Genomic DNA, 14,621 nt, shown 5'->3' on the forward strand with positions numbered 1-14,621 from the left:
TATCGCCATGGCCGCCGTCAAGGAAACCGTCCAGCACGTTGAAGCCCTGGAGAAATACCAGCACGGCTTCGTGACCGAGATCGACCAGGAGTTCGCGCCCAAGGGCCTGTCCGCCGACATCGTCCGTTTCATATCCGCCAAGAAGGGCGAGCCGCAATGGATGCTGGACTGGCGGCTCGAGGCCTATGAGCGCTGGCTGGCCATGGACGCGCCGGACTGGGCCAAGGTCCAGTTTCCGCCGATCGACTATCAGGACAGCTACTACTACGCCGCGCCCAAGGAGAAGTCGGGGCCGAAGAGCCTCGACGAGGTCGATCCGGAGCTGCTGGCCGTCTACGCCAAGCTCGGCATTCCCCTGAAGGAACAGGCGGTTCTGGCCGGGGTCGAAGGCGCGCCGCGCTATGCCGTCGACGCCGTGTTCGACAGCGTCTCGGTGGTCACCACCTTCAAGAAGGAGCTGGCCCAGGCCGGGGTGATCTTCTGCTCGATGAGCGAGGCGATCCGCGAGCATCCCGAGCTGGTGAAGAAGTACCTCGGCTCGGTCGTGCCGGTGTCGGACAACTACTACGCCTGCCTCAACGCGGCGGTCTTCTCCGACGGCAGCTTCGTCTATGTGCCGCCGGGCGTGCGCTGCCCGATGGAGCTCTCGACCTATTTCCGCATCAATGCGGAGAACTCCGGCCAGTTCGAGCGCACCCTGATCATCGCCGACGCCGGGGCCTACGTCTCGTACCTGGAGGGCTGCACCGCCCCCATGCGCGACGAGAACCAGCTGCACGCCGCTGTGGTCGAGCTGGTGGTCCACGACGACGCCGAGATCAAATACTCCACCGTCCAGAACTGGTACCCGGGCGATCCCGAGACCGGGAAGGGCGGCATCTATAACTTTGTCACCAAGCGCGCGGACTGCCGTGGCGACCGTTCAAAGGTGTCCTGGACCCAGGTCGAGACCGGCTCGGCCATCACCTGGAAGTACCCCTCCTGCGTCCTGCGCGGGAAGGACAGCGTCGGCGAGTTCTATTCGATCGCCATCACCAACGGCCGCCAGCAGGCCGACACCGGCACCAAGATGATCCATCTGGGCGAGGGTTCGCGCTCACGGATCATCTCCAAGGGCATCAGCGCCGGGAAGAGCTCCAACACCTATCGCGGCCTGGTCTCGGCCCACCCCAAGGCCAAGGGCGCGCGCAACTTCACCCAGTGCGACTCGCTTCTGATCGGCAAGACCTGCGCGGCTCACACGGTGCCCTATGTCGAGGCCCGCAACGGCAGTTGCGTGTTCGAGCACGAGGCGACCACCACCAAGCTCTCCGAAGACCAGCTGTTCTACGTGATGCAGCGCGGCCTTTCCCAGGAGGAGGCCGTCCAGCTGCTGGTCAACGGCTTCGTCAAGGACGTGCTCCAGGAGCTGCCTATGGAGTTTGCGGTCGAGGCCCAGAAGCTGGTGGCCATCAGTCTTGAAGGAAGCGTCGGATGAAGACCCTGAGCATGACCCTGCGCACCGCCTTCGAAGCCGAGCACGCCCGCCGCGAGGCTGACCGCCGCGCCCGCGCCGAGGCCGAGCGCCTGCGCCAAGAGGCCGACCACACCCGTGCGGTCGAGCTGCATGACGCCATCGCCGCGGACCCCGACTTCCTGGCTCAGAAGAAGCTGGTGCTGGAGCTGAGCCGCTACACCGTGGTGCTGGAGCACGCCGACTTTCGCCTGCGCGCCTATTTCGAGGACGGCCAGATCAACGTCACCTCGGCCGACAAGCGCACGGCCTCCACCCCCACCGCCGCCCCCCGCAAGCAGGCCTATGTCGAGAGCGTCGAACAGGCGCTCGACACCCTGGCCCAATACCTCGCCGACGAGACCCGCTGATGCTGCATATCGAGAACCTCCACGCCCAGGTCGGCGGCAAGGATATCATCAGGGGCCTCACCCTCGACGTGCCGGCCGGCGAGGTCCACGCGATCATGGGGCCGAACGGGGCGGGCAAGTCGACGCTCTCCTATGTGCTCACCGGCCGTGACGGCTATGAGGTGACGGAGGGCTCCGCCACCCTGGACGGCGAGGACCTGCTGGCGCTTGCCCCCAATGAGCGGGCCGCCAAGGGCCTGTTCCTGTCCTTTCAATATCCGCTGGAGATTCCGGGGGTTCCGGCGCTCACCTTCCTGCGCACGGCGCTGAACGCCCAGCGCAAGGCGCGCGGCGAGGGCGAGGTCTCGGCGCCGGAGTTCCTGAAGCTGGTCCGCGCCAAAGCCGCCGACCTGAAGATCGACTTCGAGATGCTCAAGCGGCCGCTGAATGTCGGCTTCTCGGGTGGTGAGAAGAAGCGGATGGAAATCCTTCAGATGGCGATCCTTTCGCCGCGCTTCCTCATCCTGGATGAAACCGATTCCGGCCTCGACATCGACGCGCTGAAGATCGTCTCCGAGGGCGTCAACGCCGTGCGCTCGCCGGACCGCGCCATGCTGGTGATCACCCACTATCAGCGGCTGCTCGACTACATCAAACCCGACCGCGTCCACGTGCTGGCCGCCGGCCGTATCGTCGCCTCGGGCGGGCCAGAGCTCGCGCTCCAGCTCGAAGCCGAAGGCTATGACAAGTATGCGAGGGCCGCTTGACCCTCGCAGCCGCCCTCAAGGCCCGCGACGTCACCCAGCTGCCCGGCCGGCGTGACGAGGACTGGCGCTGGACCGACCTGCGCGGACTGGTCCGCGTCCTGCCCGAGCCGTCCGAACCCTTCGCGGGCGAGCCGCCGCGCGGGCCCTTCGCCGACCTCGCCGGCCTGCCGATCCATGTGGTCAACGCCTCCGATCCCGTGGTCATCCGCGCCAAGTCGGCCGAGCCCTATGTGGTGGCCCTGCATTTCGCGGCCCTGGGCGGCGGCAGCCACGCAGCGACGGCCCGCATCGAGGTCGCCGAGAACGCGCAGCTCATCCTGCTGGAGAGCTATGAGGGCGACGCCGAGCCCTATGTGGCCGACCACGCTCTGACCATCAATCTAGCCGCTGGCGCCAGCCTGGAGCGGGTGGTGCTCTGTGCTGACGGCGAGTTGGGGATCAATGTCTCCACCGCCGAGGTCACCCTGGCCGCGGGCGCCCGCTTCGCCCAGACGGTGCTCACCGACGGCGGACGTCGCCAGCGCATCGAGACCCGCGTCAGTCATCCGGGCGCCGGCGCGGACCTGCGCCTCGACGGCGCCTATCTGCTGGCCGACAAGCGTCATGCCGACCAGACCACCGAGGTCTGGCACCAGGGCGTCGGCGGGACCACGAGCCAGCTCACCAAGGGCGTGGTGCGCGACCAGTCGCGCGGCGTGTTCCAGGGCCGCATCGTGGTGGAGGAGGGCGCCGACCAGACCGACGCCCGCATGCGCCACCAGGCGCTGGTCCTATCCGACCAGGCCGAGGTGGACGCCAAGCCCGAGCTGCTGATCTTCGCCGACGACGTCCAATGCGCCCACGGCAACACGATTGGCGCCCTCGACGACGAGGCCCTGTTCTACATGCGCCAGCGCGGCATCCCCGAGGCCGAGGCCCGCGCCCTGCTGATGGCCGCCTTTGTCGGCGAGGTCGTCGAGCGGATCGAGCACGAGCCGGCCCGCGAGATCGCGCGGGCCTGGGTCGCCCAGCGGCTGGAGGTCTGACCATGGCCTTCGACGCCGAAGCCGCCCGCCGCGAGTTCCCGATCCTGACGCGAACCGTCAACGGCAAGCCGCTGATCTATCTGGATAGCGCCGCCTCCGCCCAGAAGCCGCGGCCGGTGATCCAGACCATGGTGGGCGCGATGGAGCACTCCTACGCCAACGTCCATCGCGGCCTGCACACCCTCGCCAACGAGACGACCGAGGCCTATGAGCGCGCGCGCCAGTCGGTGGCCCGGTTCATCAATGCCGCCGAGACCGAGATCGTCTTCACCAAGGGGGCGACCGAGGCGATCAACCTGGTCGCCGCGGGCTTGGGGCAGTCGCTCAAGGCCGGCGACGAGATCCTGCTCACCGAGATGGAGCATCACGCCAATATCGTGCCCTGGCACTTCCTGCGGGAACGGCTGGGCGTGGTCTTGAAGTTCGTGCCGGTGCTCGACGACGGCAGCCTGGACATGGCGGCTTATGCCGAGCTGATCACCACAAAGACCCGGCTGGTCGGCGTGACCCACATGTCCAATGTGCTGGGCACGGTGAACCCGGTAGCCGAGATCGCCCGCCTGGCCCATGGCGCCGGCGCCCTGGTTCTGGTCGACGGCTGCCAGTCGGTGGTCCACATGCCGGTCGACGTGAAAGCGCTCGACGTCGACTTCCATGTCTTCTCCGCCCACAAGCTCTATGGCCCCACCGGCATCGGCGCCCTCTATGGCAAGGCCGAGCGCCTGGCCGATCTGCCGCCCTATCAGGGCGGCGGCGAGATGATCGGCTCGGTGGCGCTGGACGCCATCACCTATGCCGACCCGCCGCACCGGTTCGAGGCCGGCACCCCGCCGATCCTCGAGGCCATCGGCTTCGGCGCGGCTCTGGATTGGCTGATGAAGCTCGATCGCGAGGCCATCGCGACCCACGAGCACGCCCTCTATGACAGGGTCCGCGAGGGGCTGGCCGGCGCCAACTGGCTGAAGGTGCTGGGTGAGGCCAAGGGCAAGGGCGCGATCCTGTCCTTCACGGTCGACGGCGCCCACGCCCATGACGTGGCCCAGATCCTCGACCGCTACGGCGTCGCCGTCCGGGCCGGCACCCACTGCGCCGAGCCCCTGATGCGGCGTTTCGGCGTGACTCCTCGGCCCGCGCCTCCTTCGCCCTATATAACACCGAGGCGGAGGCCGACGCCTTCGTCGAGGCGCTCACCCGCACCCAAGCCTTCTTCGCCTAAGAGTTCCCATGGACGCCACCCCCGCACCCGAAGCGCCCACGCCGCTCAGCCAGCACGAACTGGACGTCATCACCGATCAGCTGATCGAGAAGCTGAAGACGGTGTTCGATCCGGAAATCCCGGTCGACATCTATGAGCTGGGCCTGATCTACAAGGTCGACGTCTCCGACGAGAAGGACGTGGCCATCGACATGACGCTCACTGCGCCGGGCTGCCCCGTCGCCGGCGAGATGCCGGGCTGGGTGCATGACGCGGTCATGGAGATCGAGGGCCTCAAGTCCTGCAAGGTGGAGCTGGTCTTCGATCCGCCGTGGGACGCCTCGCGCATGTCGGACGAGGCGAAACTTCAGCTCAACATGTTCTGATCATCCTGATCACCCCCATATGTGACGCATGACCGACCTCAACCTCACCCCCGCCGCTCCCCGCGCTCGCCGACCCCGGCCCAAGGTCGTGTCGCTGACGCCCGCCGCCGCTGACCGGGTGCGTGAGATCATGGCCCGCGCCGACAACACCCATAAGGGCCTGAGGGTGGGGGTGAAGAACGGCGGCTGCGCCGGCCAGGAATATGTCCTGGAATACGCCCAGGAAGCCGGGCCGCTGGACGAGGTGGTCGAGGATCAAGGCGTGACCATCCTGATCGAGCCCAAGGCCGTGCTGTTCCTGATCGGCACAGTGATCGACTACGAGGTCAACAAACTCTCGGCCAAGTTCGTATTCCGCAATCCCAACGAGACCGACGCCTGCGGCTGCGGCGAGAGCGTGACGATCGTGCCGGGCAAGGCGCTGGACGCCTGACGTTCAGAGATCGATCACGTGGCGTGGCGACCTGTCCACGCGGGCGATCCGTCGGTGGTCGATCCAGAGGCTCGTCCTGAGGCGGCCGTCAGAGAAGGTCAATACGTAGCGGTCCGTCGCACATCCCCCCGATATCAAGGCGCCTATGCTGATGGGGGCGTTACCGCCTAAGGCGCCTGGATGGTTGAAACCGCAGGTCACGTCGATCAGGCCGCCCAGTTCGGACTCGAATCTTCCGACGTCCACAGAGTCTATCGACTGGCCGACACATAGCCGTTGTGGGCTGACGCACGTCAGATTGGACCCCGACGCGCGACGCTCCAGGGTGTCACGAACCGGGCCGGCGATGGCGACGCCCAGCGCGACGAGGAAGACCGACTGCAGGATCAGGGCGCCGATCACCACCGTGCGTCTCGCGAAAGACACGCCCGCTGGCTGTTGCAATATTTCCGGTTCAGTCATGCGCCCGGGCTCCAAACGCGTGTCAGAAACCCCGACAGCGCCGCATTGAACAGCGCCGGCCGCTGTAGCGGGGCGAAGTGGCTCACGCCGGGCAATTCCACCAGCTCCGCCCCAGGGATCGTGCGCGCCAGATAGGCGGCGTGTTCCGAGCGGATGAACTCGTCATGCTCGGCCTGGAGGACCGTCACAGGGACCTGGATGCGGGCGAGGTCCTCGGGGGTGTAGTCCGGTTGGGTCGATTGCATCGTCTGGACCGCCTCGGTCATGGCCTTGAACCCGTCCGGGGTCGCCGACAGGGCGGCGTAGTCGGCGACGTGGCGACCAAAGCAGCGGCCGAGCAGGGGGTTGCTTCCGTCGATTTCCTTGGTCCCACTCGCGTCCATGTTGCAGGCGAAGAAGGCCACGCCCGCGACCCGCTCCGGCGCCTGGTCGGCCAGGACCAGGGCGGTGCAGGCGCCGTCGCTCCAGCCGACCAGGGCGGCGCGCTCGATCCCGGCGGCGTCCATCCCGGCGGCGACGTCGCGCGCCATCAGCTCATAGCTGTAGGGGCGGTCGTCGCGGGTGCTGCGGCCATGGCCGCGACTGTCGATCAGGACGGCGCGATATCCGGCCAGGGCGGGCAGCTGCCAGCTCCAGTTGCCGCTGTGGCCCATGCCGCCGTGCAGCAGGATCACCGCGGGGCCCTCACCGTAGCTGGCCCACCAGATCCGCGCCCCCTCATGGTCGACCACCCCGCCAGCGTCGGCCGAGGGCAGGGGCGGCGCGCCCTCGGCGGCGAAGATCTGCAGATCGTCGTCCTGAAACGCCATGCGTCCCTCCGCAGTCCAGGGGGCAGCATAGCGGCTTCCGCCATGCCGGGCAGGCGCCGTCGTCCTCCGCGACATCTGCGGCGAAATTCATCACGCTGAGCGTCGGGCTCGCAGAAATTCAGATCACGTCGTTCGATTTACGCCCGATATTGATTGGCCTGTCCGCCGTGCGTCTCCTGCCTGCGCCGCCGGTCGCGCGGCGCCCGTGGGGGATAGACCGATGACACGCCGCAGCCGTTTCCGCGCCCTGTGCCTGACCAGCCTTTCGGTCCTGGCCCTGACCGCCGCCCTTCCGGCCCAGGCGGCCGATCCCGCGGGCGCGGCCCCACCGGCCAAGGCGGCGGCCAACCTGAAGCGCACCGACGGCTACATCCCCTTCTATTGGGACGCCGCCCGTGGCCGGGTGCTGCTGGAGATCAGCGAGTTCGACAAGGACGTCCTCTATTACGTCTCGGCCGCGACCGGGGGCGGCTCGGTCGAGCTCAATTTCGATCGCGGGATTCTCGACTCCTCGGTGATCCGCTTCCAGCGGGTGGGCCAGAAGGTGCTGGTCAATGAGCAGAACCTCGCCTACCGCGCGCCTTCCGGAACCGCGGCGCGGGGCGAGAACGTCAGCGCCTCCTTCCCCACCTCGGTCCTGGCCGTGCTGCCGGTGGAGTCGGAGGAGGGCGGCAAGGTGGTGGTCGACGCCACCTCTCTGTTCATGCGCGACGCCGCCAATGTCGAGGGCGAGCTGAAGCGCGCCAACCAGGGCGCCTTCAAGTTTGATGCGAGCCGCAGCACCTTCTACCCGGCCCGGATGAAGGCCTTCCCCGAGAACACCGAGATCGAGACGGTCTCGACCTTCGCCGCTGATGCGCCCGGCGCCCTGGTGCGCAATGTCACGCCGGACCCGCGGCTGATGACGCTGCGCATCCACCACTCATTCCTGAAGGCGCCGACCGGCTACACCCCGCGCAAGGCCGATCCGCGCATCGGGGTCAGCGCCCTGAAGTTCGAGGACTTCTCGACCCCGATCAATGACGCGCCGGACGGCGCCTGGATCACCCGCTGGCGGCTGGAGAAGAAGGACCCTTCCGCCGCCCTGAGCGAACCGGTCAAGCCGATCACCTTCTATTTCGACCCGGCCATTCCCGACCCCGTCCGCAAGGCCATGAAGGCCGGGCTGCTCTGGTGGAACAAGGCCTATGAGGCGGCCGGCTTCAAGAACGCCATCGAGGCCAAGGACGCGCCGCCGGACATGGATCCGATGGACATCCGCTACGCCTATGTCCTGTGGGTCGATCGCGACGAGCGCGGCTTCTCCAGCGGCGGCACCTATCGCGACCCGCGCACCGGCGAGATCCTGGGCTCCAAGACCCATATGGATTCCAGCCGCATCCGCACCATCGCCAACTATTTCGACGCCTATAGCGGCGGCCTGCCGTCGGACGGTTCCGGCGTCATGGTCGCCGATCCCAAGCTACTGAGCCCCGAGGGGCTGGACGGCATGCCGGCGGCCCAGCGCGACCTGGTCCTGCAGCGTCAGGCGCTGCTGACCGCCCACGAGCTCGGCCACGCCCAGGGCTTCGGCCACAATTTCGCATCCAGCCTGAACAACCAGGCCTCGGTGATGGAATACCCCACGCCACGGGTGAAGGTGACGAACGGCAAGCTGGATCTCAGCGAGGCCTTCCAGCGCCAGATCGGCGTCTATGACACCTACATGGTCCGCTACGCCTACACCCCGTTCCCGGCCGCCAAGGAGGCCGCCGACCTCGACGGCGTCATCAAGGACATGCGCAGCCACGGGGTCATCTACACCCCCGACACCGACCCGCGCTGGACCTGGTACGACGACCGCGCCACGCCCATGGAGAACCTGAAGGAGACGGCCGCCGCCCGCCAGATCATGCTGGCCCACTTCGGTCCCGACATGCTGAAGCCGGGCGAGGCGGTGGGGTCGCTGCGCGACATGCGCCTGTGGATGGCCTATCTGCACGACCGCTACGCCATCGAGTCCGCGCTCAAATATGTCGGCGGCCTCTATACGAACATCGTGGTCAAGGGCGACACCCTGCCGCCGACCGAGTTCATCCCGCCCAAGACCCAGCGCGACGTGCTCGGCCTGCTGCTCGACGCCGTCGACCCCAAGGCGCTGGAAATCCCCGAGAGCCTGCTGGCCCAGCTGACCCCCGATCCCGGCGGGAATCTGGAGGACCTGTCCGACGATGCGGCCTTCGACCAGCTGCGCGCCGCTCGCATCCGCGCGGCCCTGGTGCTCGATCCACTGTTCGACAAGGACCGCGCCGCCCGCCTGGTGGCTCTGGCCGCCCGCAAACCCGACACCCTGACCTTCCCCGAAATGGTCGACGCGGTCCTGGCCCACACCTGGAACGCCGCACCCGATCCGACGCCGGAGACGCGGGCCCTGCGGCGGGTCAGCCAGAGCGTGGCGCTGGACTCCATGATGGTGCTGGGCGCCCGCCCCGACGCGGCGCCCGAGGCCCAGGCCTATGTGCTGGACCAACTGGCCCAGCTCGCCGACAGCCTGAAGACGCGCAAGGACCCCGATCCCCTGACCGCGGCCTTCTATCGCCAGACCGCCAAGGACATCGCGCGATATCTGGAGGACCCGGCGGCCAATGCGCCGAAGTCCGCCTCGACGCCCTGGGGCAAGGGCCCGCGGTCACGCTTCCCGCAGCCGCCTGGGCCGCCGTTGGGCTAGAGGCCCAGCACCCCGGCCGCCGTCTTGGCAAGCGCCTCGGGGGCGGCGCACAGGGCCGCGGCCTCGCTCAGCTCGACGGCGTCGCCATAGCCCCACAGTACGCCGACGGTGGCGAGGCCGTGGGCGAGGCTGGCCCGCACATCCTCCGCCCGGTCGCCGATCATCACGCAGCGGTCGGGCGAGAGGGCGTAGGCGTCGATCATCCACCCCATCAGGGCGGCCTTGTCGTCGTGCGCTCCTGCGGGGTCGGCGCCATGGACCCCGGCGAAATGACGAGTCAGGTCGCTGCGGGCGATCATGTCCCGCGCGAAGGCCGTCATCTTGGACGTGCAGACATAGAGCGGGCCGAGCGCCGCCAGGGCCTCCAGCGCCGCCGCCATGCCTGCGAAGGGCCGGGCCGCGGCCACGCCCTGGGTCGCATAGAGCGCGCGATAGCGCTCGACCGCCTCCTCGACCCGCGCCGTCCCGCCCAGCAGCCGGGCGAAGGACGGCCGCAGGGGCGGCCCGACCATCCAGCGCATCTCCGCCTCCGGCGGGCAGTCCGCGCCCATGGCCGTAAGCGTCGCCCGCGCGCAGGCCAGGATGCCCGGCGCCGAGTCGAGGATCGTGCCGTCGAGATCAAGCAGGAGGGCGGCCGTCACCCCTAGCGCCCTGTGGAGCCGGCCTCGGCCAGCCCGGCCCTGCGGCGGGCGACGCCGTCCAGCCAGGCGCGGACAGGGCGATCATAGAACAGCGTCGCCGACCAGCTGGCCGCCAGGATGATGGCGAGCGAGGCCAGGCCGAACACGAGCTGGGTCTCGGGCGTCAGCCAGCCCAGAACCCGTCCCAGCCCGCCCAGGAAGACGTACATCGGATAGTGCAGCACATAGATCGGATAGGAGAGGTCGCCCATGATCTTCAGGGCGCGGGTCTCGGCGGGCGGGCTCTCGGTCAGGCTGCCGGAGATCACCAGGGCCGGAAACACCAGGCCCACGCAGATCAGGTCGAAGGGGGCGTTGGCCCAGCCGATATTGGGCACATTGAGGATCGCCAGCAGGATCGCGGCCTGCGCCCAGAAGGGCGCCTTCAGCCGGGCCAGGGGGGCGAAGCCCCGGACCTTGTGCAGCAGGACCCCAGCGAAGAACGGGAAGGTCACCCGCACGAAGCCCAGCCAGAATTCGGCGGCGATGTCGCCGGCGTCGATCCCTCCGTTCTTGAGCGCCAGCACGACCAGGGCCAGGAAGCCCGCCGCCATGATCGCGACCATCCGGGCGGGGGTCAGCCAGCGGAAGATCGCCACATAGACGAGGTTGATCGCCAGCTCGAAGAACAGGGACCATGTGGGCGGATCCAGCGGGAAGGCGCTCGCGCCTTCGAATCGGCTGTGCAGGGCCGGCAGGACGAAGCTCGCCCGGCCGAACAGATTGGCGACCTCCCAGACATTCAGCACGCCGACGCCGAGGTTAAGGGCCAGCAGGCGCCAGAGGGCGCCGATCGCGGCGCCCAGGATCAGCATGGGATAGAGCCGCAGCACCCGGGCGCGCATGAAGCCCGCGATCCCCAGGCCGTTCGCCAGCTTGCCGTCATAGGCGTTGGCGATGACGAAGCCGCTGAGCATGAAGAAGAAGTCGACCGCCAGGAACCCGTGGCCCAAAGCCCCGTCCAGCCCAAACCAGACATGCCGGTGCATCAGCACCACGCACAGGGCGGCCACGCCGCGCAGGCCGTCGAGGGCGGGATAGTAGCGGGTCTTGCGCATGAATTCCGGGGGCGGACGGACGAGCCGCCCTACCTATCGCGGCTCAGGCGTAAGCGTAAGGCCCGCCCTTCTCCAGGGCGCGTTGATAGGCCGGCCGGGCGTGGATCTTCTGCAGGAAGGCGGCCAGCTTCGGCCGGCCCTTGGTCGCCTCGGCGCGGTCGGCGGCGGCCTCCACAGGGAAGCTCATCATCACGTCGGCCGCTGAGAACTCCGGGCCCGCGAACCATTCCGACTTGGTGAGCTCGGCCTCCCAATAGTCGAAGTGGGCGGTCAGCTGCGGATCGACGAAGCCCTTCTGGGCCGCGCCCATGATCGCCTTGGCGATGGGACGGATCAGGCCGGGGGTGCGAGCGGGCAGGGCGGTGAAGACCAGCTTCATCAGCAGGGGCGGCATGGCCGAGCCCTCGGCGTAGTGCAGCCAGTAGATCCAGCGCAGGCGCTCCGGCGTACCGGGCGGCGGGATCATCTTGCCGTTCCCGTAGCGGGTGACCAGGTACTCGACGATGGCCCCGGTCTCGGCCAGCGAACCGCCGTCGACCGTGATCACCGGCGACTTGCCCAGCGGATGGATGGCGCGCAGCTCCGGCGGCGCCAGCATGGTCTTGGCGTCGCGCTGGTAGTGCTTGATCTCGTAGGGCTCGCCCAGCTCCTCCAGCAGCCACAGCACGCGCTGGGAGCGGGAATTGTTCAGGTGATGAACGGTGAGCATGACGCAGGCGTCCTCCGGCCAGGGCTTGTTTCCTAAGTCCTAGCGGGAGGTCGGCCGTCGGGGAACCGAAAACGGTTGTGTGCGATCTATTTTCCGGTGAAGGCCGCGACGCGCTTCTGCAGGAAGGCCAGCACGCCTTCGCGGCTGTCGGCGCTGCGGCCGGCGAACTTCTGGGCGACGCGCTCGGCGTGCAGCTGGGCCTCGTATTCCGCGTCGAGGCTTTCCCAGACCAGCTTGCGGATCGAGCCCAGGGCCCAGGGGCCGTCGGCCAGATTGCGGGCCAGCTCCATGGCGGTGGTCATCAGGTCGGCGTCGGGAACGACGCGGTTGACCAGACCCCAGGTCTCGGCGGTCTTGGCCGGCACCTTCTCGCCCAACAGCATCATTTCCATGGCCCGCGCCTTGCCGATCAGGCGCGGCAGCAGATAGGTCGAGCCGCCGTCCGGCACCAGGCCGATACGGCGGAAGGCCTGCAGGAAATAGGCGCTCTCGGCGGCGACGATGATGTCGCCCATCAGGGCCAGCGAGCAGCCGACGCCAGCCGCCACGCCGTTGATCGCGGTCACGACCGGCACGGGGTAGTTCTTCACCGCCACCATGAAGGGGTTGTAGATGGTCTCCAGCGCCGCGCCGGAATCCGGGCCTTCCGGATCGGGGCTGGCCGCCGGCGGGCCGCCGCGGCCCGACAGGTTCGCGCCGGAGCAGAAGCCGCGACCTTCGGCGGTGAGGACCACGCAGCGGACGCCGGCGTCAGGCTTGGCGAAGGCGTCGAACGCCGCGCGCAGCTCTTCCATCAGGTCCAGGCCGGCCGCGTTCAGGGTCGACGGATCCGACAGGGTGATGACGCCGATCCCGTCGGCCACCGAGGTCTTGATCTTGGAATAGGCCACTGCGCGTCCTCCCGCTCTGATTTGTGGGGAACTAAGACCCAATGTCCCCGCGTCAGGCTAGCGGAAAAACGAGGGGCCCGGCTCAGGCCGCGGCGGTCATGGTCTCGGCGCAGGACACCCGGTTGCGGCCGCCGCGCTTGGAGGCGTAGAGCGCCCGGTCGGCGCGCTCCATGAAGGCGTGCGGGGTCTCGCCCGGCATGCGCTCGGCCAGACCGGCGGAGACGGTGATCGCTCCCAGGTCCTCGTCGGTCGAACGGCGCTTGAGGATGCGGGAGGAGACTTCCTCGCGGATCTCCTCCAGGGCCGCGACCGCGGTCTTGGCGCCTTCGCGCGGGAAGATCAGGGCGAATTCCTCGCCGCCGTAGCGGGCGGCGAATCGCGGCGGCGCGCCGCGGCCGCCGATCACGCTGGCCACATAGCGCAGCACCTGGTCGCCGGTCTGATGGCCCCAGGTGTCGTTGAAGCTCTTGAAGTGGTCGATATCGATGACGGCCAGCGCCAGGGCCTCGCCGCGGGCGTCGGCTTCCTCGCAGGCGCGGTCGAGCTCCTCGTCGAAGGCCTTGCGGTTCGACAGGCTGGTCAGGGCGTCGGTGGTGGCGTCGCGGCGCACCTGCTCCAGGTGCTCGCGCAGGCGGGCGACCTCGGCGGTGGATTCCGACAGCCGCTTTTCCAGAGACTTGTTCTCGCGCTGCACCTGCTTGGTGGCGGTGGCCAGCGTGCTGATCATCGCCTTGACGTCGTCGGTGTCGCGCTCGCCGGTCAGCGACTTCGAGGCGCTGGCCAGGGTCAGGCCATAGGCCTCGCTGGACTTCTGCGCCGACTGGATGGCGCGGGAGACCGCGGCCAGTTCCTTGGTCAGGGCGTCGCCGGTGTCGCGGATCTGCTCGTTCAGCTTGGCCTTGGGCAGATAGACCGCGGCCAGTTCGTCGGCCAGGCCGTCGGTGAAGGCTTCGCCGGACGAGATGATGCGCCCCAGCTCCAGGGCCAGCGGCCCCGTCGGGTCGGCCAGGGAGTGCAGCCAGAGCTCGTAATTGACGGGAGTCGGCCAAACCTGGTGCTTCTCCATGGCCTGGAGGGCCTTGCGGGCGAACCCGTAGGCCTCAGGTCCACGAAGCTTGGTTTCCACGTCGCCGGCCATCGTCTCTCTCTTATTCCAGGCCTCCTGAGCCGGTCGCCGACTTTGACGACATACTCGGAGCTTAGCCTGGGACAGTAGGCCGCATAGCCAAACGACCGGTTAAAGAGACGGTGCGTCGACCGGGAAATTACCGCCGGCCGCGCATCTGTCGCATCAGGCCTTGTCGGCCGGACGGGTGGTCGGTCGCATCAGGAAGGCCGGGGTGTCGGAGCCGAAGCCCACGACGCCGTGACGGTCGTCCCGGTCCTCGCGATCCTCCCGGCGGCCGCGGTCGCGATCCCGTCCGCCACGGGCGGAAGAGGACCGCTCGGGGGCGTGGCGCTCGGGCTGGACCGGGCGGTCCGGCAGCGGACGTTCGGGCCGCGGCGCGCGGGCGGGGCGTTCGACGGCCTCGACCTCGGCTTCGACCTTGGGGGCTTCCGCGCGGGGGGCGGTAATTTCCCGGTCGACGCACCGTCTCTTTAACCGGTCGTTTGGCTATGCGGCCTACTGTCCCAGGCTAAGCTCCGAGTATGTCGTC

Annotated in this window: 14 protein-coding genes and 1 pseudogene; 8 read left to right on the forward strand and 7 right to left on the reverse strand. The window is 68.4% G+C overall.

What is annotated here, in order from left to right; translation table 11 throughout:
- Positions 1–7 precede the first annotated feature (7 nt).
- From sufB to MQH10_RS23200, 7 genes and pseudogenes are all read left to right on the forward strand, one after another.
- Positions 8–1,477: a Fe-S cluster assembly protein SufB gene (gene sufB, locus MQH10_RS23170; protein ID WP_242566352.1), complete on the forward strand. Its 1,470-nt coding sequence runs from the start codon at positions 8–10 to the stop codon at positions 1,475–1,477.
- On the forward strand, positions 1,474–1,863 hold the full coding sequence (locus MQH10_RS23175) for a hypothetical protein (RefSeq protein WP_242566353.1): 390 nt from the start codon (positions 1,474–1,476) through the stop codon (positions 1,861–1,863). The genes sufB and MQH10_RS23175 overlap by 4 nt, the downstream gene beginning before the upstream one ends.
- Entirely contained in the window at positions 1,863–2,609 is a 747-nt protein-coding gene (sufC, locus tag MQH10_RS23180; protein ID WP_242566354.1) for a Fe-S cluster assembly ATPase SufC, read from the forward strand. The genes MQH10_RS23175 and sufC overlap by 1 nt, the downstream gene beginning before the upstream one ends.
- The gene (sufD, locus tag MQH10_RS23185; protein WP_242566355.1) at positions 2,606–3,634 is read left to right on the forward strand and encodes a Fe-S cluster assembly protein SufD; all 1,029 of its coding nucleotides are present in this window, start codon (positions 2,606–2,608) and stop codon (positions 3,632–3,634) included. Before sufC ends, sufD begins: the two co-directional genes overlap by 4 nt.
- 2 nt (positions 3,635–3,636) lie before the next feature.
- Positions 3,637–4,850 (forward strand): annotated as a pseudogene (locus tag MQH10_RS23190) (cysteine desulfurase).
- Positions 4,851–4,858: 8 nt separating this feature from the next.
- Positions 4,859–5,215 (forward strand): SUF system Fe-S cluster assembly protein, encoded by a 357-nt coding sequence (locus MQH10_RS23195; RefSeq protein ID WP_242566356.1) that lies wholly within the window; start codon positions 4,859–4,861, stop codon positions 5,213–5,215.
- Between the two features lie 28 nt (positions 5,216–5,243).
- Positions 5,244–5,648 (forward strand): HesB/IscA family protein, encoded by a 405-nt coding sequence (locus MQH10_RS23200; protein WP_242566357.1) that lies wholly within the window; start codon positions 5,244–5,246, stop codon positions 5,646–5,648.
- Positions 5,649–5,651: 3 nt separating this feature from the next.
- Here MQH10_RS23200 and MQH10_RS23205 read toward each other — a convergent pair whose 3' ends face one another.
- Together MQH10_RS23205 and MQH10_RS23210 are read right to left on the reverse strand one after the other, a co-directional pair.
- Positions 5,652–6,110 carry a hypothetical protein gene (locus MQH10_RS23205; protein WP_242566358.1) on the reverse strand — a complete coding sequence of 153 codons (459 nt, stop codon included), beginning with the start codon at positions 6,108–6,110 and terminating at the stop codon, positions 5,652–5,654.
- Positions 6,107–6,919 carry an alpha/beta fold hydrolase gene (locus MQH10_RS23210; RefSeq protein WP_242566359.1) on the reverse strand — a complete coding sequence of 271 codons (813 nt, stop codon included), beginning with the start codon at positions 6,917–6,919 and terminating at the stop codon, positions 6,107–6,109. Before MQH10_RS23210 ends, MQH10_RS23205 begins: the two co-directional genes overlap by 4 nt.
- A gap of 220 nt (positions 6,920–7,139) precedes the next feature.
- Here MQH10_RS23210 and MQH10_RS23215 point away from each other — a divergent pair, with 220 nt between their 5' ends.
- On the forward strand, positions 7,140–9,626 hold the full coding sequence (locus tag MQH10_RS23215) for a zinc-dependent metalloprotease (protein WP_242566360.1): 2,487 nt from the start codon (positions 7,140–7,142) through the stop codon (positions 9,624–9,626).
- On the opposite strand, the gene MQH10_RS23220 is transcribed toward MQH10_RS23215, so the two are convergent.
- The 5 genes from MQH10_RS23220 to MQH10_RS23240 form a co-directional block, all read right to left on the reverse strand.
- Complete coding sequence (locus tag MQH10_RS23220; RefSeq protein WP_242566361.1) at positions 9,623–10,267, reverse strand: HAD hydrolase-like protein; 645 nt, start codon at positions 10,265–10,267, stop codon at positions 9,623–9,625. The two genes, MQH10_RS23215 and MQH10_RS23220, sit on opposite strands and share 4 nt — an antisense overlap.
- Before the next feature lie 2 nt (positions 10,268–10,269).
- Entirely contained in the window at positions 10,270–11,364 is a 1,095-nt protein-coding gene (locus MQH10_RS23225; RefSeq protein ID WP_242566362.1) for an acyltransferase family protein, read from the reverse strand.
- 43 nt (positions 11,365–11,407) lie between these two features.
- On the reverse strand, positions 11,408–12,073 hold the full coding sequence (locus MQH10_RS23230) for a glutathione S-transferase (RefSeq protein WP_242566363.1): 666 nt from the start codon (positions 12,071–12,073) through the stop codon (positions 11,408–11,410).
- 86 nt (positions 12,074–12,159) lie between these two features.
- The gene (locus MQH10_RS23235; protein ID WP_242566364.1) at positions 12,160–12,963 is read right to left on the reverse strand and encodes an enoyl-CoA hydratase/isomerase; all 804 of its coding nucleotides are present in this window, start codon (positions 12,961–12,963) and stop codon (positions 12,160–12,162) included.
- Positions 12,964–13,045: 82 nt separating this feature from the next.
- Entirely contained in the window at positions 13,046–14,101 is a 1,056-nt protein-coding gene (locus MQH10_RS23240; protein WP_242566365.1) for a GGDEF domain-containing protein, read from the reverse strand.
- Between the last annotated feature and the right edge of the window lie 520 nt (positions 14,102–14,621).

The sequence above is a fragment of the Phenylobacterium aquaticum genome (genome assembly GCF_022695515.1).
In the GTDB taxonomy this organism is placed as follows: domain Bacteria; phylum Pseudomonadota; class Alphaproteobacteria; order Caulobacterales; family Caulobacteraceae; genus Phenylobacterium; species Phenylobacterium aquaticum.